Raw genomic sequence first — 20,326 nt, forward strand, 5'->3', positions numbered from 1 at the left:
CCCGCCTCCCGTCGCCCACCGTGACACGGCATGCCTCTCCAGGCCGGTCTCCGGGCTGACGAGTGAAGGACCTGAGCACAAGGGCCAGGCATCAGGACCTTCCGAACCGCCGCCTTCCCATGCCTGTGGCACAGTGGCATACCGTTGAAGGTAGTGGCGGTTCTCGACTCGATCACCGTTGCGGGGGCAGCGTCGGAATGGCGGCAGGGCCGCGCACCGACTTCCCGTTTATCTGGTAGAAAGGCCTTCTACCAGCACCTGAGAGTGCGCGTAAGCTAGCAATCCCCCCGGGAAAGGTCAATTTGCCGCTTCTGTCGCGGCGGGCCGCTGGGCGTAGCGCTGAGCCAGGATGGCGCAGACGATCAACTGGATCTGATGGAAGAGCATGATCGGCAGCAGCATGGGCCCCAGGGCGCCGCCGGCGAAGAGCACCTGGGCCATGGGCACCCCGGTGGCCAGGCTCTTCTTGGAGGCGCCGAAGACGATGGTGATCTCGTCCTCCTTGCTGAAGCCCAGCCCCCGGGCCAGGGCCGTGGTCAGCCCCAGCACCAGGGCCAGCAGCACGCAGCAGGCCAGGATCAGCGCCAGCAGCGGGCCGAGCCCCACGGTCTGCCAGAGCCCGCCCACCACCGAGGCGCTGAAGGCGGTATAGACCACCAGCAGGATGGAGCTCTGGTCCACCTTGCTCAGCCAGGGGCGGTTGCGGGCCACCCAGTCGCCGATCCAGGGCCGCGCCAGGTGTCCCAGCACGAAGGGCAGCAGCAGTTGCAGGCTGATCTTGAGCACCGCCTCGCCGGCGTTGTAGCCCTCCCCGGTGGCCTGGACACCCATGATCAGCATCACCAGCAGGGGGGTGGCGAGGATACCGATCAGGCTGGAGGCGGAGGCGTTGCAGATCGCCGCCGGCACATTGCCCCGGGCCAGGGAGTTGAAGGCGATGGCGGACTGCACCGTGCCGGGCAGCACGCAGAGGTAGAGCATGCCGAGGGTCAGGGGCGTGCCCAGCCAGGGCTCCATCAGCGGCCGCCCCAGCACCCCGAGCAGCGGGAAGGCGGCGAAGGTGAAGCCGAACACCACCAGGTGCAGGCGCCAGTGGGTGGCCCCGCTGATGATCGCCTGCCGCGAGAGCTTGGCGCCATGCATAAAGAACAGCAGGGCGATGGCCGCCACGGTCAGCCCCTCGAAGAAGGGCACGCCGCGCCCCTGGGCCGGCAGCACGCTGGCCAGGATCACCACCCCCACCAGGGTCAGGGTAAAGTTATCGACCCATCGACGAAACCGCGTCCACATCGCCCCGCACTCCTCAGTGAAAAACATTTCCAGATTCTATTACGATTGATGCCGCCCTGGCTAAGCGACCTTTAGCCAAGCCGCCTTACCAGCCCATGCCAGACGTAGTAGACCGCCTCGGCCCGGGCCGCGGCGTCCTGGGCCAGCCAGCCGTTGAGGTCGCGCAGCCGCCGCTGGCGGCGCGACATCGGCACGAGGCCGCGTCCCATCTCCTCGAGGATCAGGGTCGTGGTGGCCCCCGTGCGCCGCTCCGCGTCCCGCAGGGCGTCCAGGGCCCGGGCGAGGCGCGCCCGCAGGCGGTCGTTATCGGCCTCGTCTGTCAGCTGAGCGGCGATCCACGCCGCCCAGCCGTCGATCACCAGGTCTCCGGTGGGCGGCGGGCCTTCGAGGAGGCTTGCAACCTCGAGCCAGCGCGGTGTCCCGCCCCAGGCCCTTACCGCGGCGCGCTTGCCGGCGTGGGTACCGCCGATGACCACTCGCATCGCCAGGCGTCTCCGTGTCGAATGAGATGGAAGTGGCGCCCCTCCGCCTGGGTCACCCCGGCGGCCCAGAAGTCGATGGCCTCGAAGCGCCGCCGCAGCTCCCGCAGCACCCCGCCATGGGTCACCACCAGGGCGCGATAGGCGCCGTCGCCTTTGGCCCCGGCCTCGAGGGTCAGCGCATGGAACCAGGCATCGAGTCGCGCGCGCAGCTCGCCGGCGGACTCGCCGCCGGGGGGCGGGCGCTCGCCGCGCCCATCGATCCAGGCCCGGTAATCGGGGTCCGACTCGAGCTCGGCGTAGCACTTGCCCTCGTAGGCACCGAAATTCAGCTCCCGCAGCCGGGCATCGAAGCGCGGCGCGGGGTGAGGTGGCACGCCAGGCGGGGCCAGGTGCGCCAGGGTCTGGCGGCAGCGGGTCAGGTCGCTGCAGTGGATGGCGTCCAACCCCTGCAGATGCTTCCCGGACCAGGCCCGCAGGCGCTCGAGCCCCGGGCGGGCCGCCTCGAGATCCAGAGGAATATCCCGGTGGCCCTGGTAGCGGCCGCTCCGGTTCCAGGCGGTCAGGCCATGGCGAACCACCACCAGGGTCAGGCTCGGCGATAACATCAAACGTCCTCCCTTGGTCTCACGAGCTCAGCCACAACCAGGCCACCAGCAGCAGCCAGAGCTCGCCACCCTCGATGGCCGCCCCCAGCATATCGCCGTTGATGCCGCGAAAGCTGCGCACCATCAGGGCGGCGAAGGCCAGCAGGAAGGCGGCCAGCGCCACCAGCAGCCACCAGCCGGTGGGCAGCCACCAGAACGCCACGACCAGGGGCAGCAGCGACAGCGCCAGGTCCCGGTGGCGGCTCTCCTGGCGCCAGGCCCAGGCCAGCCCCTCGCGGCGGGCCAGCGGCGCCAGGCGCAACAGCGCCACGGCGCCGAAGCGGGCCAGGGCCGGCACGACCAGCAGCCACGGCGGGGCGACGCCGGCCTCCAGCAGCGCCCAGAGCAGCAGGCCCTTCCAGGCCAGCAGGAAGACCAGCGCCAGGATGGCAAAGCTGCCCACCTGGGCATCCTTCAGGATCGCCCAGCGCCGCTCCAGGGGGGCATTGCTGCCCAGGGCATCGGCCAGGTCCATCACCCCGTCCAGGTGCAGGCCCCCGGAGAGCGCCACCCAGAGGCTGAGCAGCGCCAGGGCCAGCAACGGCGTGGGCCAGCCCGACAGCGCCAGCGCCGCCAGGGCCAAGAGGCCCCCCAGCAGCAGCCCCACCAGGGGGTAGGCGCGCAGCGCCCAGCGCCGGGTGGCCGGGATCCAGGGGCAGGCCAGCGGCAGCGGAATCCGCGTCAGGAACTGCAGCGCCAGCACCAGGCCGAAGCCGGCAGCGGCCAGGCCCCGGGGCTCCACCGATGACGTGGCCGATGGCGGGGTCGATGGAGGGACCGTGCTCATGGGCCCTCCCCCTTCCAGACCCAGGGCAACCCCGCCACCAGCTGCACCACCTGCTCCGCCTCGGCGGCCAGGTCCCGGTGCAAGCCTTGCAGGAAGGCCACGAAGGCGCGGGTCTCGCCATCCTCGGCGGGTAGCCCCTCGTTGATATCGTTGGAGACCACCACCAGGGCGATCCCCCGTCGCTTGGCCTCGCTCAGCACCCTGGCCAGCAGGGCGCGCCCCTCGGCGTCGCTGCCGCCGCCGCCATAACGCCACTGGCTGGCCCACAGGGTCAGGCAGTCGAGCAGCACCGTCTCCCCCGGGGCGACCTGGTCCAGGGCCGCATCCAGGGCCAGGGGGGCCTCCAGGGTCCGCCAGCCCTCCCCCCGCTGGCGCCGATGGCGGGCGATGCGCTCGGCCATCTCGTCATCCGTGGCTCGGGCGGTGGCCAGGTACCAGAGGTCGCCGCCCCGTGCGTCCCGCCATTGCCGGGCCAGGCGCTCGGCATAGTCGCTCTTGCCGGAGCGGGCCCCGCCGCTGATAAAGGCGATCATGGTGTCTCTCCTCGGTCGACCTCGGCCATCGCCGCCGCCAGGGCCCGACACAGCGCTCGGTTCTCCTCGGCGCTGCGCAGGGCCAGGCGCAGCCAGCCCCCGTCCAGGCCGGCGAACCCCCGGGTGTGGCGTGCCAGCCAGCCGCGGCGCAGCAGCGCCGGCAAGAGCCGGGCGGTGGCCTCCCCGCCGGCGGGGTGACGCACCAGGAAGAAGTTGGCGCGACTCGGCACCACCCTCAGGCCCAGGTCGCTCAGCGCCGCCTGCATGGCCGGGCGCTCGGCGGCGAGCCAGGCCCGGGTGCGGGCGTCGAAGTCGCGATCCGCCAGCAGCGGCGCCACCAGGTCGGCGGCGAGCTGGTTGACGCTCCAGGCCGGTTGATGCACGGCGGCGGCGGCGACCCGGGCCGGCGCGGCGAGCAGGTAGCCCAGGCGCAGCCCGGGCAGGGTAAACCACTTGGTCAGGGAGCGCAGCAGGATCAGGTGCTCGAAGCGCTCGAGCCAGGGGGTCAGGCGCTCGGCGTCGTCGACGAAGTCGATAAAGGCCTCGTCCACCACCAGGGTGCAGCCCCGCGCGGCGGTGAGTTCCAGCAGCCGCTCCATCACCGGGCGCGGCACCAGGGTCGCGGTGGGATTATTGGGGCGCCCCATAAAGAGCACCTCGGCCTCCCCCAGCCCCGCGATCAGGGCCTCGGGGTCCAGGGAGAAGTCGAGGATAAAGTCGGGGGCGGCCAGGGGCAGGCCCTGCACCGGCAGCCCATGGGCCTGACAGGCGCGGCGATACTCGGCGAAGCCCGGCTCGAGGATAGCGGCGGGGCGACCGGCATGCAGGGCGGCGGCCAGGTAGATCGCCTCGGCGCCGCCGTTGGTGAGGCGCACCTGCTCCGGGGTCACCCCCTCGTGGGCGGCGATGGCGGCCCGGGCGGCGGCATAGTCCGGGTCGGGGTAGCGGCCCAGGTCGCTGGCCCGCTCGGCCATCCACTCGGGAAGCCATTCGGGGGGACCGAGGGGGTTGAGGTTGGCGCTGACGTCGCGCAGCGGCGTATCGGCGGGCAGGCCGAAGCGCGCCAGCAGCGGCGCCGCCTCGCCCCCGTGCAGGGGCCAGTCATTCGAAGCCCAGTCATCTCGCGTCAGGTGGTTTCTCGTCAAAGGGCCTCCTTAAGCAGAATCACCGCCGCCATCAACAGCACAAAGCCCAGCCAGCCGCCATGCATCAGGCGCAGGGTGGCGGCGATATGCCCTGCCGCCAGCGGCCGGCGGGGCGTGCCCAGCCGGGCCCGCTCGGAGACCTGGCCGCGATAGTGATTGGTGCCCCCCAGCTGCACCCCCAGCAGGTTGGCCACCATGGCCTCCGGCCAGCCGCTGTTGGGGCTGGGGTGGCGGGGTGCCTCCCGCCAGGTCGCGGCCAGGGCCCCACGGGTAGCCATCTCCCCCGATCCCAAGCCTTTCATGAAGAGCGCACCTAGCCAGAGCGTCAGCGCGGTCAGCCGCGCCGGCAGCCAGTTGGCGACATCGTCGAGGCGCGCCGAGGCCCAGCCGAAATCGGCATAGCGTTCGTCCCGGTAGCCGACCATGGAGTCGAGGGTATTGATCGCCTTGTAGGCCAGGGCCAGGGGAGCGCCGCCGAGCAGGGCGAAGCACAGCGGCGCGGTGATGCCGTCCACGGTGTTCTCGGCCACCGTCTCCACCGCGCCACGGCTGATCTCCGCCTCGTCCAGGTGCGCGGTATCCCGGCCCACCACCATCGCCAGGGCCCGGCGCGCCTCGGGCAGCTCGCCCCGGGCCAGGGGCGCGGCGATCTCCCGGGCGGCGTCCCGCAGCCCCTTGATGGCCAGGCAACTGGCCAGCAGCCAGAGCTCGGCGAGCCAGGCCAGGCCCGGGTGAAGCGATGCCAGCAGGGCCAGCCCTCCCCAGGCCAACGCATAGGTGCCCAGCACCACCAGGGCGCACATCAGCGCTCCCCTGAGGCGCCGCGCCCGGGCGCTCCCGCGGTTCCAGGCCCGCTCCAGGCGGGCGATCACCGCGCCCATGCCCACCACCGGATGCGGCAGGGCGCGGGGGTCGCCGATGATCAGGTCCAGGGCGATGGCCAGCAGCACCAGCCCCAGCAGTCCGAGGGACAGCGGCTCAGCCATGGCGCGCCTCCCGGCTGCGAATCAGCGACTCGCGGGTCGCCGCGAAGATCGCCCGCCCCAGCTCGCGGCCCAGGCGGGTGCCGGAGCCCGCGTAGTCGCGGGGTTCCCCCGCCTGGGTGGCGGCGACGGCCAGGCAGTCGGTGGAGGTGCCGCTGGCCGGGGTACCGGCATGGGGGTCGCGAATATCCAGGGCCTGGAGGGCCCGGGCCTTGGCCTCCGTCGCCGAGAGCACGGTATTGACCAGGCCCGCGTCGCTCAGGTGGGCATCCAGGAAGACCAGGGTATTGATGGTGCCCACCGGGCGCGGGTCGCCCGCCAGGGGCGCGGCGATATCCACCGCATTGCCGGCCCCGGCGGTGACCGCCACCAGCAGCCCCGGCCCCGCCACCAGGGCCAAATGCTCCAGGTGCACCGCGGTCATCATGGCCAGGCTCTTATCGACGCCCAGGTCGCGCCGGGCCAGCCAATCGCTCAGGTCATCGGCGGGGGTACGGCCGTCATAGGCCTTGTCCACATGGAAGTTGCAGAAGTGGCGCCGCCAACCCAGGCCGCCCCCCACCAGGGCGCTGCTCAGGGTGCGCAGCGGCCTGGCCGAGGCGAAGTGCAGGCAGCGGTCGTCCGCCGCCAGGCTCAGGCCCGGGGCGAAGTCCAGCGGTCGCACGCTCGCCGGGGCATTCATGGGGCGGCACCGATGCCGGCCTGATCGAAGGTCGCCATCTCGGCGAGCATTCGGCAGGCCGATTCCAGCAGCGGGAAGGCCAGGGCGGCGCCGCTGCCCTCCCCCAGGCGCAGTTCCAGGTCGAGCAGCGGCCGCGCGTCGAGATCCCCCAGGGCGATCTCGTGGCCCGGCTCCCGGGAGCGATGGCCGAAGATCAGGTAGGGACGCAGCGCCGGACAGAGCCGGCAGGCCACGAGTGCCGCCACCGTGGCGATCAGCCCATCCACCAGCAGCGGCACCCGCCGGGCCGCGCCGCCCAGGTAGGCCCCCAGCATGGCGGCGATCTCCAGCCCGCCGAGGGCCGCCAGGGCCCCCAGGGGATCCTCGGCATCGACTCGGCGACCAGCCAGGGCCCGGGCGATCACCTCGCGCTTATGGGCCAGGCGGGCGGCATCGATGCCGGTCCCCGGCCCCACCACGGCCTCCGGGGAGGCGTCACAGAGGGCCGCCAGCAGGGCGCTGCTGGCGGTGGTATTGGCGATACCCATCTCGCCGACGATCAGGCAGCGACAGCCCGCCGTCACCGCCCGCTCGGCGGCCCGGATGCCCTCGGCGATGGCCGCTTCCGCCTCGTCCCGGGTCATGGCGTCCTCCACCGCCAGGTTGCGGGTGCCGGAGCGCACCCGGGCATTCACCACCGCGGACCTCACCTCGGCGGGCAGCTCGCCGGCCACCCCCACGTCGATCACCTCCAGGCGCGCCCCATGCTGGCGGGCGAAGGCATTGATGGCCGCGCCGCCGGCGGCGAAGTTGGCCACCATCTGGGCGGTGACCGCCTGGGGAAAGGCCGAGACTCCCTCCGCCGCCACCCCGTGGTCGGCGGCGAAGACCAGCACCCCGGGGGGCGAGACCCGCGGCAGGGCCTCGCCCTGGCTCAGCGCCAGCTCGATGGCCAGGCGCTCCAGGCGGCCCAGGCTGCCCGGCGGCTTGGTGAGGTTGTCCAGGTGCTGGGCCACCCGTTCGGCCAGGGCCGGGTCGGGCTCGCGAATGGCGGCGAGGGTCGAGGAGAGCATGGGGACTCCGGGCGGATGATCGGAAGAGGCGCATGGTAGCAGAAGCACCGTGTCCTGATGCAGGTCAAGGCGCCGGCGCCGCCAGGGACTAGGCTAACGGGAAGCCCCGATGAAACGATGGGAGGAGCCGAGGATGCGCTTTCATCAAGTGAAGGAGCTGGTGACCTGGGCGGTAGACTTCCACCGCCAGCTGGCCGACCAGTATCAGCGGTTGGCCGATCAGGCCAGCAACGAGCGTCAGAAGATGGCCCTGGCGTACCTAGTGCAGCGGGAGACCAAGCAAGGCCAGGAGCTGGCCAACTACCTGGAAGAGGATGGCGACCACGCCGCCGTGCTGGAGACCTGGTTCGACGACCCCGCCGACTTTCCCCATGCCCCCGTGGTGGGCCGCCTGCCGGAGCGCCTCGGCGGCGGCGAGGTGCAGGACGTACTGGCCACCGCCCTGGCCACCCACCGTACCCTGCAGGACCTCTACGAGCACCGCGCCGAGCGCGCCGGCGCCAGGCACGAGGAGGAGTTCTTCGCCTCCCTAGCGGCGGAGCACCGGGCCGAGGTACGTCGCATCGTGCGCGACCTGCAACGCCTGGAGGCGTATTGACCGCTGGCCGTATCGGCGCCCTCTCCATAGCGCGATCTGCAACGCCTGGAGGCGTATTGACCGCTGGCCGTATCGGCGCCCTCCCATGCTGTATGCAAAGCCAGCCATGGGGATGCCCCATGGCGGGCCGCTCCCCCTCAAGGGGCGCGGCGCCACCGCTCAGGGAATCAGCACGGCGGCGCCTTCGAGGCGCCCGGCGCGCAGGTCATCGAGGGCGCGATTGGCCTCTGCCAGGGGGTAGGCATGGGTCTCGGTCTGGATGGGAATCTGCGCCGCCAGGGGCAGGAAGGCCTCGCCGTCGGCGCGGGTCAGGTTGGCCACCGAGCGCACCAGGCGCTCCTCCCAGAGCAGCCGATAGGGGAAGGCGGGAATCTCCGACATATGGATGCCGCCACACACCACCACCCCGCCGGGGCGCACCCGGGCCAGGGCCTCGGGGACCAGCTCGCCCACCGGGGCGAAGATAATGGCCGCATCCAGCGCCTGGGGCGGCGGCTGGCCCGAGTCCCCCGCCCAGCGGGCCCCCTGGCGTCGGGCGAAGGCCTGGGCCTGCCGGTCGCCGGGGCGGGTGAAGGCATAACAGTGCTGGCCCCGGGCTCGGGCCAGCTGAATCAGCAGGTGCGCCGCGGCACCGAATCCGTAGAGCCCCAGGTGGCGAATCGCCTCGCCCCCCGCCAGGCGCCAGCCGCGGTAGCCGATCAGCCCGGCGCAGAGCAAGGGCGCCGAGGCCCGGGCCTCGCCTGCCACGGGAAAGCCGTAGCGGGCATCCGCCACGCAGTACTCCGCATAGCCGCCGTCCCGGGTGTAGCCGGTGAACTGCGCCCGCCGGCAGAGGTTCTCCCGCCCGGCGCGACACTCGGTGCATTCGCCACAGGTCCAGCCCAGCCAGGGCACGCCTACCCGGCTGCCCGGCGCCGGCGTCGTCACCCCCGGCCCCCGGGCCACCACCTCGCCGACGATCTCGTGTCCGGGAATCAACGGCAGCCGCGCCTCGGTGAGCTCGCCATCCACCACATGCAGGTCGGTGCGGCACACCGCGCAGGCCTCGACCCGGATCAACAGTTCCCCGGGGCCCGGCACGGGGCGCGGGACCCGCTCCCGGCGCAGCGGCCGCCCGGTCTCGTGGAGCCGCATGGCCCACATCGTCTCGCGCATCGTCCTCACCTCGATATCCGCCACCCTCAAGGCGTAGGATAGACACCCCACCCGCGAGACGAGACCGCGACCTATGGACGAGCCCCTCAGCAAGACCAAGAGCAGCTTCTATCGGCGCCTCTATGTGGCCCACCTGATCGACCGAGGCCTGGCCAGTGTGCCCGAGCTGATCGAGGCCACCGGCATGCCGCGGCGCACCGCCCAGGACACCATCCACTCCCTCGCCGAGCTGGATATCGCCTGCGACTTCGAGCAGGCCGAGGGCGCGCGGCACAATATCGGCCGCTATCGCATCCGCGACTGGGGCGCCATCGACCCGCGCTGGGTCGAGGCCAATGCGCCGCGCCTCAGGGCGGCGCTGGGGTACGCCTGAGGCGCATCTTCGTTGCTCCCAGAGCCCTGCCATAGCGGCGCGACGCCTGCTCTATGGTCTGACGCCGAGCTCGATGATCTGACGCCGAGATGATCCAGCCCTGGCGCGCCGGGTCGCCGCGGCCGACCCGGCCCAACAAAAAAACGGCGACCCGAGGTCGCCGTAAGCAAGCGGTCAGCGCGACTGACCAGAGAGATCGATCACAGTAAGCCTGGCATGGCCTCGGACTCAGAGCTCGAAGCCGCGGCCGAAGTCCTCGGCGGACATCGCCATCAGCGACTCGGCGCCGGCCTCGATGGCCTGCTTGTGGCTGCGGGTGCGCGGTAGCAGGCGTTCGAAGTAGAAGCGCGCGGTATTGAGCTTGCCGCGGTAGAAGGCGGCATCCTCGCTGCCTTCGGCCAGGGTCGCCTGGGCCTGCCTGGCGGCCCGGGCGAAGAGGTAGGCCAGGGTCACGTAGCCGGAGTACATCAGGTAGTCGACGCTGGCCGCGCCCACCTCCTCGCGGTCGGCCATGGCCTTCATGCCGATGCCCATGGTCAGCTCGCCCCACTCGGCATTGAGCTTGGCCAGCGGCCGCACGAATTCGGCGAGGGCGCTGTTGCCCTCCTCCGCCTGGCAGAACTTGTGGATCTCCTTGGTGAAGACCTTGAGGCTCTCACCCTGGCTCATCAGCACCTTGCGACCCAGCAGGTCGAGGGCCTGGATGCCGGTGGTGCCCTCGTAGAGGCGGGTGATGCGGGCGTCCCGCACCAGCTGCTCCATGCCCCACTCCTGGATAAAGCCGTGGCCGCCGAACACCTGCACGCCCTCGTTGGTGGCCTCGAAGCCCACCTCGGTGAGGAAGGCCTTGACGATGGGGGTCAGCAGGCCCAGCAGGGTCTCGGCTCGCTCCCGCTCGGCGGCATCGCTGCCATGCTCGACGATATCGATCATCTGGGCGGTGTAGAGCACCAGCATCCGGCCGCCCTCGGCGAAGGCCTTCTGGGTCAGCAGCATGCGCCGCACGTCCGGGTGGACGATGATCGGATCGGCGGCCTTCTCCGGCGCCTTGGGGCCTGAGAGGGCACGCATCTGCAGGCGGTCGCGGGCATAGGCCAGGGCGTTCTGGAAGCTCGCCTCGGCCAGCCCCAGGCCCTGGATGCCGACGCCGATGCGGGCGGCATTCATCATGGTGAACATGCAGGCCAGGCCCTTGTTGGGGGCGCCCACCAAAAAGCCCTTGGCCCCGTCGAAGTTCATCACGCAGGTGGCGTTGCCGTGGATGCCCATCTTGTGCTCCAGCGACCCGCAGACCACGCCATTGCGCTCCCCCGGGTTGCCGTCGGCATCGGGCAGGAACTTGGGCACCACGAAGAGCGAGATGCCCTTGGAGCCCTCGGGAGCGTCCGGCAGCTTGGCCAACACCAGGTGGACGATGTTCTCGGCCAGGTCGTGCTCGCCGGCGGAGATAAAGATCTTGGTGCCGGTGATCGCATAGGCGCCGTCTTCGGTGGGCAGGGCGCGGGTCTTGATCAGCCCCAGGTCGGTGCCGCAATGAGGCTCGGTGAGGCACATGGTGCCGGTCCAAGTGCCCTCCACCAGCTTGGTCAGGTAGCTGGCCTTCTGTTCGTCGGTGCCATGATGACGCAGGGCGTCGGCGGCGCCGTGGGAGAGCCCCGGGTACATGCCCCAGGCCAGGTTGGTGGCACAGATCATCTCGTTGAGCACCATGGCCAGCGAATGCGGCAGGCCCTGGCCACCGTGTTCGGGGTCGGCGGCGAGGCTCGGCCAGCCCCCCTCCACGTACTGGGCATAGGCGGCCTTGAAGCCCTGCGGCGCCTTGACTTCGCCGCCCTCAAGCCGGCAGCCCTCCTGGTCGCCGCTCTGGTTCAGCGGCAGCAGCACCTCGCGGGCGAAGCGGGCGCCCTCCTCGAGGATGGCCGCCACCACGTCCGGGGAGGCCTCTTCGCCAGCCGGCAGGCGGGCGTAGTGGGCCGGATAGTCGAGCATCTCGTCCATCACGAAACGCAGGTCGCGCAGGGGGGCCTGATAGTCGGGCATGTCGGATTCTCCAGAAGAGGGCGCCGGTCATCGGGAAGACGCTAGGCGGCGGCGCCATTTCAAACATATGTTTGAAACTATCCGCTGACCCGAAGAACGTCAAGCGTTCGTTTTAATTCTCGCCGCCAAATGGCCCCCGACCTTGGTCGACACCCGCCGATGGCCAGACACGATACCGCCCACCCCGAAGCCTCGGGGCGGGCGGTCAAGGCACGCCGCGTGCCTGGGGAGACACGGGCGCGAGACCGGGCGTCGTCACTCCACCAGGGTCAGGGTCACATCGATATTGCCCCGGGTGGCATTGGAGTAGGGGCAGACCTGGTGAGCGGCATCGATCACCTGCCGGGCCTGTTGCTTGTCCATGCCCGGCAGGGAGATCTTGAGCTCCACCTCGATACCGAAGCCGCCGGGAATCTCGCCAATGCCCACCGCACCCTCGATGCTGGCATCATCCGGCAGCGCCAGCTTGTCGCGGCCGGCGACGAACTGCATGGCGCCGAGGAAACAGGCGGAGTAGCCGGCGGCGAAGAGCTGCTCGGGGTTGGTGGCCTCCCCGCCGCCCCCGCCCATCTCCTTGGGCACCGCCAGGGCGACATCGAGGACCCCGTCGGAGGAGACGGCGCGGCCGTCGCGGCCGCCGGTGGCCGTGGCATGGGCACGATAGGCAACTTTCTCGATAGACATTCGACGCCTCCTTGATCGCTCGATAGTGCTTCGACAGGACCGACCCATCGCGGGCCGGGGTCTATTAAACCAAGCAGCTGGCGGCGATTCGCGCAACTCCAGCCTACTTACCTTTAGAGCCAACAGCACTTGAGTGCCTGAGGGGCGCTGGGGGTAGGCTGAAGCAAAGCGTCTTTTTCAGGGACGAAAAAGTCGAGCGCCCAAGGATGGGTTCACAGCGTCTTTGCGAAAGCCTACCGCCAGAATAGCCCCGGAACTCGACTACAGTCCGGGGCTGATACTGCTTTTAACGTGGTCTACTGCATCCGAATCCCGCCATCCAGGCGAATCACCTCGCCGTTGAGCATGGTGTTGGTGATGATCTGCTCCGCCAGGCGGGCGAACTCGTCGGGCTTGCCGAGGCGCTTGGGGAAGGGCACGGCGGCGGAGAGGGCCGCCACCGCGTCTTCGGGGATATCGCTCATCATCGGCGTCTCGAAGACCCCGGGGGCGATGGCCATCACCCGGATGCCGTGCCGGGAGAGCTCCCGGGCCGCCGGCAGGCTCATCCCCACCACCCCGGCCTTGGAGGCGCTGTAGGCGCACTGCCCCACCTGGCCATCGAAGGCGGCGATGGAGGCGGTGTTGATGATCACCCCCCGCTCGCCCTCCTCGCCCGGCGCATTCTTGGTCATGGCGGCGGCGGCCAGGCGCATCACGTTGAAGCTGCCCACCAGGTTGATCTGGATGGTGCGGGCATAGGCCTCCAGGTCCGCGGGGTTGCCCTCCCGATCCACCAGCTTGGCCACGCTGACCACCCCGGCGCAGTGGATCACCCCGGCCAGGCCGCGCCCCTCGCCGAGCTCGATGGCGGCGTCGATGGCCGCCTGCATGTCCGCCTCCGAGGTGACATCGCCGCGCAGCGCCCGGGCGGCCCCGCCCAGGGCCACGGCCTGGGCCTCGACCCTGTCGCTCAGGTCGCTGAGCACGACCCGGCCGCCGGCGGCCACCAGGCGCTCGGCGGTGGCCGCCCCCAGCCCGGAGGCGGCGCCGGTGATCAGGAAGGTCTGGTCTTGAATCTGCATGGGGTTCTCCACGAATTACGAGGGGGTCGCCGCCGTCTCGTCGGCGGCCTGGGCGCGCAACTTGAAGCGCTGAATCTTGCCGCTGGGGGTCTTGGGCAGGGTCTCGACGAACTCGATCTCCCGCGGAAAGGCGTGCGTCGAGAGCCGCTCGCGGACCCGCTGACGAATCTCCTCGGCCAGGGCCTCGCTGGGCTCATGACCCTCACGCAGCACCACGAAGGACTTGATGATCTCGCCGCGAATCTCGTCGGGCTTGCCCACCGCCGCGGACTCCGCCACCGCCGGATGGGTCAGCACCGAGTTCTCCACGTCGGCGGGACCGACCCGGTAGCCGGCGGTGGTGATGATGTCATCGTCGCGGCCGGCGAACTGAAAACTGCCGTCGGCATTGCGAATCACCACGTCCCCGGTCAAATAGTAGCCCTCGGCGAAGGGGTGCTTCTCCTGCCAGGTGTAACCGGGGAAGAAGAAGGCCGGCGAGCGGGCGATATCCACCGCCAGGACGCCGGGCTCCCCATCGGGCAGCTCCCGGTACTCGGCATCGAGGATCGCCAGCCGATGACCGGGCAGGGGCACCCCCATGCCGCCAACGTGCTTGGGATGCGCCAGGGCATGGTGGTTGCAGCAGGTCATGCCGGTCTCGGTCTGACCGTAGTGATCCATCACCGGGCAGCCCAGGGCCCGCTCCACCCAACCGACCACCTCGGTATTGAGGGGCTCGCCGGCGGAGCTGGCGACCCGCAGGGAGAGCTGCTCGGCGGCCTCGTCGAAGATCCCCGAGGCCTTCATCAGCCGGTAGGCGGTGGGCGCGGCGGCGAAGTTGGTGATGCCGTGGCGACGCATGAAGTCGAGGGCTCCCTCGGCGCTGAAGCCCGCCTCGCACAGGTGCGTCGTCGCCCCCAGCAGCAGGGGCCCGGCGATGGCGTAGTAGAGGCCATAGGCCCAGCCGGGGTCGGCCATGTTCCAGAAGCGATCCTCGGGCCTCAGGTCGATGGCCAACTCCATATAGAGGGCGAAGGCGGGCAGCGCCGAGAGCGGCACCGCCACCCCCTTGGGCTTGCCCACGGTGCCGGAGGTGAACATCTGCAGGAAGGGCGCCTCGGGGGCCAGCCGCGGCGGCGCCTCGGCCAGCGGCGCCTGGGCCAGGGCCTCGCCCCAGGCCAGGTCACCCTCACCGGCACCATCCACATTGAGGATCGGCGGGCAGGCCGCGAGGCCCTCGAACTTGCCGCGGTTATCGGCATCGGTGATCACCAGCCGGGTATCGGCCCGGCCCAGGCGATACTCCAGGGCGTCGGGGCCGAAGGCGGTGAACAGCGGCTGATAGACCGCGCCGATCCGCCAGGTGGCCAGCACCGTGATCAGCAGCGCCGGGGTGCGCGGCAGCATGCAGGCGATGCGGTCCCCCTCCCCCAGGCCGCGGGCCTTGAACCAGCCGGCCAGCCTGGCGCTCTGGGCATCCAGCTCGGCGTAGCTGAGGCGGCTGACGCTGCCGTCCAGCCCCTCCTGGATCAGGGCCGGCACCTCGCCGCGCCCGCCGCGCAGGTGGCGGCCGCAACAGGCCTCGAAGGCATTGAGCCGGCCATCGCGGTGATCGTCGAGACGCCCGATCAGCGCCTCCAGGGAGAAGCCTTCCAGGTAGCTGGCGTAGTCGGTCTGGGTCGCAGTGGTGCTCATGACGTGCCCTCTTGTTGTGCTTGTTATCGAAGCCTGCGCGGCGCAAGGCCTCTTGTCTACCCTTAACGTAAACGTAAACTTGCAAGACCAAGCAAGCGCTTGGTACAACGCTAAGGCGAAAGGGGGAGGCTCGACAAGGCGGCCGAACCTAGACGATGGTCGAGAAAGCCGCCCGGGGGCGGCAAGCACGCATTCAGGGCGAGGGGGGAGTGATCATGGCGATCAGTTCGCGGGCCAGCTCTTCGGGGGTTCTCGACCCCTCCGGGTCGTACCAGCGCACCGTCCAGTTGAGCGCCCCCAGCACGAAACGCGAGACCAGGAACTTGTCGCCATGAATCAGGCCGGCCTCCAGGGCGTCCCCCACCACCTCCTGCCACAAGGCCTCATAGGCGTCGCGCAGGTGGCTGAGGTGGGCCCGGGACTCGGCGTCCAGACGCCGCCACTCGTAGAGGGCCACCACATGGGCATTGCGGTCGGTGAGCAGGGTCTCGAGGTGCGCCCGGGCCATGGCGTGAAGGCGCGCCTCCGGGGTGGGCGCGCAGGCCTCCAGCGCCTCCCGGGCGATGGCCAGGGCGTTCTGGGTGCCCTCCTCGATCACCGCGCAGAGAATCTCCTGCTTGTCGCGAAAGTGATGGAAGAGGCTACCGGACTTGATACCCATCTCCTGGGCCAGCATGCGCACCGTGGTGCGATCGAAGCCCTCCTGGACGAACAGCTGGGCCGCCAGGCGCGTCAGTTCCCGGCGGCGTGGAGAATCATTCACGACATTCATCCTGTTTACACTAGCGCTTGCTTGGTTATGCTGACAGCAAACCATGGCCCCGTTCGAGGGTCAACGGGATAGCGCCCCATCATCGAGGAGAGTCACCATGAACGACGTCGTCATCCTATCCGCCGCCCGTACCCCCATGGGTGGCCTGCAGGGCAGCCTGTCGAGCCTGACCGCGCCGCAACTGGCCGCGGTGGCGACCCGGGCCGCCATCGAGCGGGCCGGCATCGAGGCGGGCGCGATCGACGAGGGCATCTTCGGCTGTGTGCTGCCCGCCGGGGTCAAGCAGGGACCGGCCCGCCAGGCGATGCGCCAGGCGGGTATTCCCGATGGGGTCGGCGCCACCACCATCAACAAGCTGTGCGGCTCCGGCATGAAGGCCACCATGCTGGCCCATGACCTGATCCGCGCCGGCTCCGGCGAGGTGCTGCTGGCCGGCGGCATGGAGTCCATGTCCAACGCCCCCCATCTGCTGACCAAGGCGCGCAGCGGCTACCGCCTGGGCCATGGCGAGCTCAAGGACCATATGTTCCTGGATGGCCTGGAGGATGCCGAGACCGGCAAGCTGATGGGCGGCTTCGCCCAGGAGGTCGCCACGGCGCGGGGCTATAGCCGCGAGCGCATGGACGACTTCGCCATCGCCTCCCTGGAGCGCGCCATGGCCGCCCAGGAGGCGGGCCACCTGGAGGCCGAGATGGCCCCGGTGACGGTCACCGGCCGCCAGGGCGAGACCCTGGTCGCCCACGACGAGCAGCCCTTCCAGGCCAAGCTCGACAAGATCCGCGGCCTGCGCCCGGCCTTCGCCAAGGACGGCACCATCACCGCCGCCAACTCGAGTTCCATCTCCGACGGCGCCTCGGCGCTGATCCTGGCCAGCCAGGCCGCCGCCGAGCGCCATGGCGCCACGCCCCTGGCGCGGATCCTCGGCCACAGCACCCACTCCCAGCACCCCAGCGAGTTCACCATCGCCCCGGTGGGCGCCATCGACAAGCTGCTCAAGAAGCTCGGCTGGGGGGTGAATGACGTCGACCTCTTCGAGATCAACGAGGCCTTCGCGGTGGTGACCCTGCTGGCCATGGACGGGCTCGAGATTCCCCACGACAAGGTGAATATCTATGGCGGCGCCTGCGCCCAGGGCCACCCCATCGGCTCCACCGGCTCGCGGATCATCGCCACCCTGGTGCATGCCCTGCGTACCACCGGCGGCAAGCGCGGCATCGCGAGCCTGTGCATCGGCGGCGGCGAGGCCACGGCGATAGCCGTGGAGCTGGTCGATTAAACGAGCCCCCGCGCCCGCCGATCCGGCGGGCGCCCTTATTTCCGCGGCGCCGCCAGGCGCTCCAGGCGCAGCCGCTCGCGCTTGTCGAACAGCCGCCGGCTGCCCATCGACACCGCCGCCAGGGCGCCGAAGCCGGTGCCCAGGGTGATGGCAAACATCACCAGGATCTGATACTTCACCGCCAGGGCCGGCGGGCTACCGGCCAGGATCTGGCCGGTCATCATGCCCGGCAGGCTCACCACGCCGGCGGCGGCCATGGCATTGATCATCGGCATCAGGCCGCTGCGGATGGCGTCGCGGCGGATATCCTCGATGGCCCGGGACCAGGGCTGGCCCAGCATCAGGCGATTCTCGATCACCCCGCGCTGCTGCCAGGCACCATCGGTGAGACGGTCCAGAGCCAGGGCGACCCCGGTCATGGTATTGCCCAGCAGCATCCCCAGCAGGGGAATGGCGTATTGGGGCCGATACCAGGGCTCGGGGCCGATGATCACGGTCAGGGTCAACACGGTCACGGTGAAGGAGGAGAGGAACATCGCCAGGGTGCCGATGCCGAAGCCCCAGCCCTCGAGGAAGCGCCGCTTCTGTCGCGCCATCACCTCGCGGCCGGCGATCAGCAGCATGGCCAGGGCCATCAGGGCCACCCAGAGCAGGCGCTCGGCGGCGAACAGCGCCTCCAGCACCAGGCCGATCAGCGCCAGCTGGATCACGGTGCGCAGGGCGGCGATCAGCAGGCCGCGGCTCATCCCCAGGCGCATCGCCGCCGTGCAGCCGGCCAGGCCCACCACCATGACGGCGGCCAGGGCGAGCTGCCACCAGGCCAGGGGGGTCACGCTCATGGGCGGGCCTCCTTCTCGATCAGCCGATGGCCTTCGATATGCCAGTGGCGATTCGCCACCCGGGCGATCTGCCCCGGATCATGGGCTACCCAGAGGGTCGGCCAGCCCCGCTCGCCGAGGCGTTCGCGCAACCAGGCCTCCACCGCCCGGGTCATGGCCTCGTCCAGGTTGGCGGTGGGCTCGTCCAGCAGCAGGGCCGCGGCCTCGCCCGGACGCGTATCCAATACCGCCACGGCCCGCAGCAGCGCCAGGCGCTGCTTCTCGCCGGAGGAGAGCCTGGCCACCTCCCAGCCCAGTACCTCGTCCGCGAAGCCCAGGGCGGCGAGATCCGCTGCGTCGGGCGGCACCGCCAGATGCTCGCCGACCCGCTCCGCCCACCAGTGGCTCTCGGCGGGCACCAGCATCACCCGGGCCCGCCAGCGATGCGCCGGCAACGAGGACCGCGCGGTGCCTCCCAGCCAGGCCTCGCCCTCATGGGGCTCCAGGTCGGCGATGGCACGCAGCAGCCGGCTCTTGCCGCTGCCGCTGGCCCCGGAGAGGCAGAGCACCTCGCCGGGAGCCAGGGTCAGCGCCACGCCCTCCAGGGCACCGATGCCCAGGGCCTCGAGTCTCAGGGCCTCGCTCATAGCACCTCCCTCTGATCCATGATGGCCTCTCCGCCTACACCGGCGCGCAAGCCGGCGCGGCCACGGTTAGCCCCCAACGGTTTACATATACGCCTATACGTATATCATTAAGCGAAACGCCCTCGATCCATGCCTTGCTCCGGAGCCTCCCATGACCCCATCCACGAGTTCTCGCGCCCCCAGCACCGCCGAGGGCATGGGCCGGTTCGGGCGCTACCTCTCGCTCTGGGTGGCGCTGGCCATCGGCGCCGGCGTACTGCTCGGCCAGGTCGCCCCGGCCATCCCCGAGACTCTGTCGCGCTTCGAGGTCGCCCGGGTATCGATCCCGGTGGCGGTACTGATCTGGGCGATGATCTTCCCGATGATGGCGCAGATCGACTTCGCCGCCGTGCTGGGGGTGCGCCGCCAGCCCAAGGGGCTGATCATCACCACCACGGTGAACTGGCTGATCAAGCCCTTCAGCATGTTCGCCATCGCCTGGCTCTTCCTGATGGTGATTTTTCGCCCGCTCATTCCCCAGGAACTGGCCAGCCAGTACCTGGCCGGGGCCATCCTGCTGGGGGCGGCGCCCTGCACCGCCATGGTCTTCGTCTGGAGCACCCTGACCCGCGGCGACGCCGCCTACACCCTGGTGCAGGTGGCGCTCAACGACCTGATCATGCTGTTCGCCTTCGCCCCCATCGTGGTCCTGCTGCTCGGCATCTCCGATATCCAGGTGCCCTGGGACACCGTGGCCCTGTCGGTGCTGCTGTATATCGTGATTCCGCTGGCGGCCGGCGTCCTGACCCGACGCACCCTGATCACGCGCCATGGCCTCGAATGGTACGACAACGTCTTTATGAAGCGCCTCGGCCCGGTGACACCGATCGGGCTGATTATCACCCTGGTGCTGTTGTTCGCCTTCCAGGGTGAGGTCATCCTCGAGGCGCCGCTGCATATCGTGCTGATCGCCATCCCGCTGATCCTCCAGACCGTCCTGATCTTCTTTATCGCCTACGGCTGGGCCAAGGCCTGGAAGGTGCCGCATTGCGTCGCCGCCCCCGGGGCGATGATCGGCGCCAGCAACTTCTTCGAGCTGGCGGTGGCCGCCGCCATCGCCCTGTTCGGCCTGCAATCCGGGGCGGCGCTGGCCACGGTGGTAGGGGTGCTGGTGGAGGTGCCGCTGATGCTGGCCCTGGTGCGCATCGCCAATGATTCCCGAGCGCATTTCCCCGGCGCCGCCTGATTCGGCCCTCGGTCGAGACGAGGCCTCCCGGCCGTCAACACAGCGCCGAACGTCGCTCCGGGCGATTGCCCATGCAACCGAGCCGAGCCTGGAGGGCGTCGAGGCGGGCGCTTTCCCCCGCCTCGGCGGCCTCGAGGACCCGACCGGCCCAGTCGGGCAGGGTCTCGGCCAGGCGGTAGTAGACCCACTGACCGTCGCGACGATCGCTGAGCAGCTCGCAGGCGCGCAGCTGGGCCAGGTGGCGGGAGACCTTGGGCTGGGAGGCCTCCAGGGCATGGGTCAGCTCGCAGACGCAGAGCTCTCCCTCGCGGTGAATCAGCAGCACCAGCATCAGGCGCGTCTCATCCCCCAGGCACTTAAACAAACGAATGGCTTCCAATCATTGCCTCCTTCGAGGGC

General features: G+C 70.3%; 22 protein-coding genes and 1 riboswitch. Of the genes, 4 read left to right on the plus strand and 18 right to left on the minus strand.

Features of this window, described 5'->3' with window-relative positions; translation table 11 throughout:
• Positions 1 to 24: 24 nt before the first annotated feature.
• A riboswitch (cobalamin riboswitch) is annotated at positions 25 to 277 on the minus strand.
• 20 nt (positions 278 to 297) lie between these two features.
• The 9 genes from NFU04_RS11000 to cobT all read right to left on the minus strand — a co-directional run bounded on the left by NFU04_RS11000 (position 298) and on the right by cobT (position 7,598).
• On the minus strand, positions 298 to 1,290 hold the full coding sequence (locus NFU04_RS11000) for a bile acid:sodium symporter family protein (RefSeq protein ID WP_251309482.1): 993 nt from the start codon (positions 1,288 to 1,290) through the stop codon (positions 298 to 300).
• 71 nt (positions 1,291 to 1,361) lie between these two features.
• Positions 1,362 to 1,772 carry a bifunctional adenosylcobinamide kinase/adenosylcobinamide-phosphate guanylyltransferase gene (locus NFU04_RS11005; RefSeq protein WP_251309483.1) on the minus strand — a complete coding sequence of 137 codons (411 nt, stop codon included), beginning with the start codon at positions 1,770 to 1,772 and terminating at the stop codon, positions 1,362 to 1,364.
• Entirely contained in the window at positions 1,724 to 2,377 is a 654-nt protein-coding gene (locus NFU04_RS11010) for a histidine phosphatase family protein (RefSeq protein ID WP_251309484.1), read from the minus strand. The genes NFU04_RS11005 and NFU04_RS11010 overlap by 49 nt, the downstream gene beginning before the upstream one ends.
• Positions 2,378 to 2,396: 19 nt before the next feature.
• On the minus strand, positions 2,397 to 3,143 hold the full coding sequence (gene cobS, locus NFU04_RS11015; protein WP_459382086.1) for an adenosylcobinamide-GDP ribazoletransferase: 747 nt from the start codon (positions 3,141 to 3,143) through the stop codon (positions 2,397 to 2,399).
• Between the two features lie 56 nt (positions 3,144 to 3,199).
• On the minus strand, positions 3,200 to 3,736 hold the full coding sequence (locus NFU04_RS11020; protein WP_251309486.1) for a bifunctional adenosylcobinamide kinase/adenosylcobinamide-phosphate guanylyltransferase: 537 nt from the start codon (positions 3,734 to 3,736) through the stop codon (positions 3,200 to 3,202).
• Positions 3,733 to 4,881 (minus strand): threonine-phosphate decarboxylase CobD, encoded by a 1,149-nt coding sequence (gene cobD, locus NFU04_RS11025; protein ID WP_251309487.1) that lies wholly within the window; start codon positions 4,879 to 4,881, stop codon positions 3,733 to 3,735. Before cobD ends, NFU04_RS11020 begins: the two co-directional genes overlap by 4 nt.
• Complete coding sequence (gene cbiB, locus NFU04_RS11030; protein ID WP_251309488.1) at positions 4,878 to 5,867, minus strand: adenosylcobinamide-phosphate synthase CbiB; 990 nt, start codon at positions 5,865 to 5,867, stop codon at positions 4,878 to 4,880. Before cbiB ends, cobD begins: the two co-directional genes overlap by 4 nt.
• Positions 5,860 to 6,546: an adenosylcobinamide amidohydrolase gene (locus NFU04_RS11035; RefSeq protein WP_251309489.1), complete on the minus strand. Its 687-nt coding sequence runs from the start codon at positions 6,544 to 6,546 to the stop codon at positions 5,860 to 5,862. Before NFU04_RS11035 ends, cbiB begins: the two co-directional genes overlap by 8 nt.
• Complete coding sequence (gene cobT, locus NFU04_RS11040; RefSeq protein WP_251309490.1) at positions 6,543 to 7,598, minus strand: nicotinate-nucleotide--dimethylbenzimidazole phosphoribosyltransferase; 1,056 nt, start codon at positions 7,596 to 7,598, stop codon at positions 6,543 to 6,545. Before cobT ends, NFU04_RS11035 begins: the two co-directional genes overlap by 4 nt.
• Before the next feature lie 133 nt (positions 7,599 to 7,731).
• Here cobT and NFU04_RS11045 point away from each other — a divergent pair, with 133 nt between their 5' ends.
• Entirely contained in the window at positions 7,732 to 8,196 is a 465-nt protein-coding gene (locus tag NFU04_RS11045; protein WP_251309491.1) for a 2-hydroxyacyl-CoA dehydratase, read from the plus strand.
• Between the two features lie 159 nt (positions 8,197 to 8,355).
• Here NFU04_RS11045 and NFU04_RS11050 read toward each other — a convergent pair whose 3' ends face one another.
• Complete coding sequence (locus tag NFU04_RS11050) at positions 8,356 to 9,351, minus strand: zinc-dependent alcohol dehydrogenase family protein (protein WP_251309492.1); 996 nt, start codon at positions 9,349 to 9,351, stop codon at positions 8,356 to 8,358.
• A 73-nt stretch (positions 9,352 to 9,424) separates the two neighbouring features.
• On the opposite strand from NFU04_RS11050, the gene NFU04_RS11055 reads away from it, so the two are divergent.
• Positions 9,425 to 9,724, plus strand: coding sequence for a winged helix-turn-helix domain-containing protein (locus NFU04_RS11055; RefSeq protein WP_251309493.1), 300 nt, complete (start codon positions 9,425 to 9,427; stop codon positions 9,722 to 9,724).
• Positions 9,725 to 9,952: 228 nt separating this feature from the next.
• Here NFU04_RS11055 and NFU04_RS11060 read toward each other — a convergent pair whose 3' ends face one another.
• The 5 genes from NFU04_RS11060 to NFU04_RS11080 all read right to left on the minus strand — a co-directional run bounded on the left by NFU04_RS11060 (position 9,953) and on the right by NFU04_RS11080 (position 15,961).
• Positions 9,953 to 11,764, minus strand: coding sequence for an acyl-CoA dehydrogenase C-terminal domain-containing protein (locus NFU04_RS11060; protein ID WP_251309494.1), 1,812 nt, complete (start codon positions 11,762 to 11,764; stop codon positions 9,953 to 9,955).
• Positions 11,765 to 12,019: 255 nt separating this feature from the next.
• Entirely contained in the window at positions 12,020 to 12,448 is a 429-nt protein-coding gene (locus NFU04_RS11065; protein ID WP_251309495.1) for an organic hydroperoxide resistance protein, read from the minus strand.
• A 296-nt stretch (positions 12,449 to 12,744) separates the two neighbouring features.
• Positions 12,745 to 13,512 carry an SDR family NAD(P)-dependent oxidoreductase gene (locus tag NFU04_RS11070; protein WP_251309496.1) on the minus strand — a complete coding sequence of 256 codons (768 nt, stop codon included), beginning with the start codon at positions 13,510 to 13,512 and terminating at the stop codon, positions 12,745 to 12,747.
• A gap of 15 nt (positions 13,513 to 13,527) precedes the next feature.
• Entirely contained in the window at positions 13,528 to 15,189 is a 1,662-nt protein-coding gene (locus NFU04_RS11075; RefSeq protein WP_251309497.1) for an AMP-binding protein, read from the minus strand.
• 193 nt (positions 15,190 to 15,382) lie between these two features.
• Positions 15,383 to 15,961 carry a TetR/AcrR family transcriptional regulator gene (locus NFU04_RS11080; protein ID WP_251309498.1) on the minus strand — a complete coding sequence of 193 codons (579 nt, stop codon included), beginning with the start codon at positions 15,959 to 15,961 and terminating at the stop codon, positions 15,383 to 15,385.
• A gap of 97 nt (positions 15,962 to 16,058) precedes the next feature.
• Between NFU04_RS11080 and NFU04_RS11085 the strand changes: the two genes are divergently transcribed.
• Positions 16,059 to 17,237, plus strand: a complete 1,179-nt coding sequence (locus NFU04_RS11085) for an acetyl-CoA C-acyltransferase (RefSeq protein ID WP_251309499.1) — start codon at positions 16,059 to 16,061, stop codon at positions 17,235 to 17,237.
• 35 nt (positions 17,238 to 17,272) lie between these two features.
• Here NFU04_RS11085 and NFU04_RS11090 read toward each other — a convergent pair whose 3' ends face one another.
• Both NFU04_RS11090 and NFU04_RS11095 read right to left on the minus strand, forming a co-directional pair.
• Complete coding sequence (locus tag NFU04_RS11090; RefSeq protein WP_251309500.1) at positions 17,273 to 18,076, minus strand: ABC transporter permease; 804 nt, start codon at positions 18,074 to 18,076, stop codon at positions 17,273 to 17,275.
• Complete coding sequence (locus tag NFU04_RS11095; protein ID WP_251309501.1) at positions 18,073 to 18,702, minus strand: ABC transporter ATP-binding protein; 630 nt, start codon at positions 18,700 to 18,702, stop codon at positions 18,073 to 18,075. The genes NFU04_RS11090 and NFU04_RS11095 overlap by 4 nt, the downstream gene beginning before the upstream one ends.
• A 151-nt stretch (positions 18,703 to 18,853) precedes the next feature.
• Here NFU04_RS11095 and arsB point away from each other — a divergent pair, with 151 nt between their 5' ends.
• Positions 18,854 to 19,927: an ACR3 family arsenite efflux transporter gene (gene arsB / locus NFU04_RS11100; RefSeq protein WP_251309502.1), complete on the plus strand. Its 1,074-nt coding sequence runs from the start codon at positions 18,854 to 18,856 to the stop codon at positions 19,925 to 19,927.
• A 34-nt stretch (positions 19,928 to 19,961) separates the two neighbouring features.
• Here arsB and NFU04_RS11105 read toward each other — a convergent pair whose 3' ends face one another.
• Entirely contained in the window at positions 19,962 to 20,258 is a 297-nt protein-coding gene (locus tag NFU04_RS11105) for a metalloregulator ArsR/SmtB family transcription factor (protein ID WP_251309526.1), read from the minus strand.
• Between the last annotated feature and the right edge of the window lie 68 nt (positions 20,259 to 20,326).

Source organism: Halomonas sp. NCCP-2165 (assembly GCF_023708045.1).
Lineage (GTDB): Bacteria > Pseudomonadota > Gammaproteobacteria > Pseudomonadales > Halomonadaceae > Bisbaumannia > Bisbaumannia pacifica.

What these genes read in the sequence shown, in the direction of transcription:
- NFU04_RS11000 (WP_251309482.1), bottom strand. Translation starts at nt 1,290, where the DNA reads ATGTGGACGCGGTTTCGTCGATGGGTCGATAACTTTACCCTGACCCTG.
- NFU04_RS11005 (WP_251309483.1), bottom strand. Translation starts at nt 1,772, where the DNA reads ATGCGAGTGGTCATCGGCGGTACCCACGCCGGCAAGCGCGCCGCGGTA.
- NFU04_RS11010 (WP_251309484.1), bottom strand. Translation starts at nt 2,377, where the DNA reads ATGTTATCGCCGAGCCTGACCCTGGTGGTGGTTCGCCATGGCCTGACC.
- NFU04_RS11020 (WP_251309486.1), bottom strand. Translation starts at nt 3,736, where the DNA reads ATGATCGCCTTTATCAGCGGCGGGGCCCGCTCCGGCAAGAGCGACTAT.
- cbiB (WP_251309488.1), bottom strand. Translation starts at nt 5,867, where the DNA reads ATGGCTGAGCCGCTGTCCCTCGGACTGCTGGGGCTGGTGCTGCTGGCC.
- NFU04_RS11035 (WP_251309489.1), bottom strand. Translation starts at nt 6,546, where the DNA reads ATGAATGCCCCGGCGAGCGTGCGACCGCTGGACTTCGCCCCGGGCCTG.
- cobT (WP_251309490.1), bottom strand. Translation starts at nt 7,598, where the DNA reads ATGCTCTCCTCGACCCTCGCCGCCATTCGCGAGCCCGACCCGGCCCTG.
- NFU04_RS11045 (WP_251309491.1), top strand. Translation starts at nt 7,732, where the DNA reads ATGCGCTTTCATCAAGTGAAGGAGCTGGTGACCTGGGCGGTAGACTTC.
- NFU04_RS11050 (WP_251309492.1), bottom strand. Translation starts at nt 9,351, where the DNA reads ATGCGCGAGACGATGTGGGCCATGCGGCTCCACGAGACCGGGCGGCCG.
- NFU04_RS11055 (WP_251309493.1), top strand. Translation starts at nt 9,425, where the DNA reads ATGGACGAGCCCCTCAGCAAGACCAAGAGCAGCTTCTATCGGCGCCTC.
- NFU04_RS11060 (WP_251309494.1), bottom strand. Translation starts at nt 11,764, where the DNA reads ATGCCCGACTATCAGGCCCCCCTGCGCGACCTGCGTTTCGTGATGGAC.
- NFU04_RS11065 (WP_251309495.1), bottom strand. Translation starts at nt 12,448, where the DNA reads ATGTCTATCGAGAAAGTTGCCTATCGTGCCCATGCCACGGCCACCGGC.
- NFU04_RS11070 (WP_251309496.1), bottom strand. Translation starts at nt 13,512, where the DNA reads ATGCAGATTCAAGACCAGACCTTCCTGATCACCGGCGCCGCCTCCGGG.
- NFU04_RS11075 (WP_251309497.1), bottom strand. Translation starts at nt 15,189, where the DNA reads ATGAGCACCACTGCGACCCAGACCGACTACGCCAGCTACCTGGAAGGC.
- NFU04_RS11080 (WP_251309498.1), bottom strand. Translation starts at nt 15,961, where the DNA reads ATGAATGTCGTGAATGATTCTCCACGCCGCCGGGAACTGACGCGCCTG.
- NFU04_RS11085 (WP_251309499.1), top strand. Translation starts at nt 16,059, where the DNA reads ATGAACGACGTCGTCATCCTATCCGCCGCCCGTACCCCCATGGGTGGC.
- NFU04_RS11090 (WP_251309500.1), bottom strand. Translation starts at nt 18,076, where the DNA reads ATGAGCGTGACCCCCCTGGCCTGGTGGCAGCTCGCCCTGGCCGCCGTC.
- NFU04_RS11095 (WP_251309501.1), bottom strand. Translation starts at nt 18,702, where the DNA reads ATGAGCGAGGCCCTGAGACTCGAGGCCCTGGGCATCGGTGCCCTGGAG.
- arsB (WP_251309502.1), top strand. Translation starts at nt 18,854, where the DNA reads ATGACCCCATCCACGAGTTCTCGCGCCCCCAGCACCGCCGAGGGCATG.
- NFU04_RS11105 (WP_251309526.1), bottom strand. Translation starts at nt 20,258, where the DNA reads ATGCTGGTGCTGCTGATTCACCGCGAGGGAGAGCTCTGCGTCTGCGAG.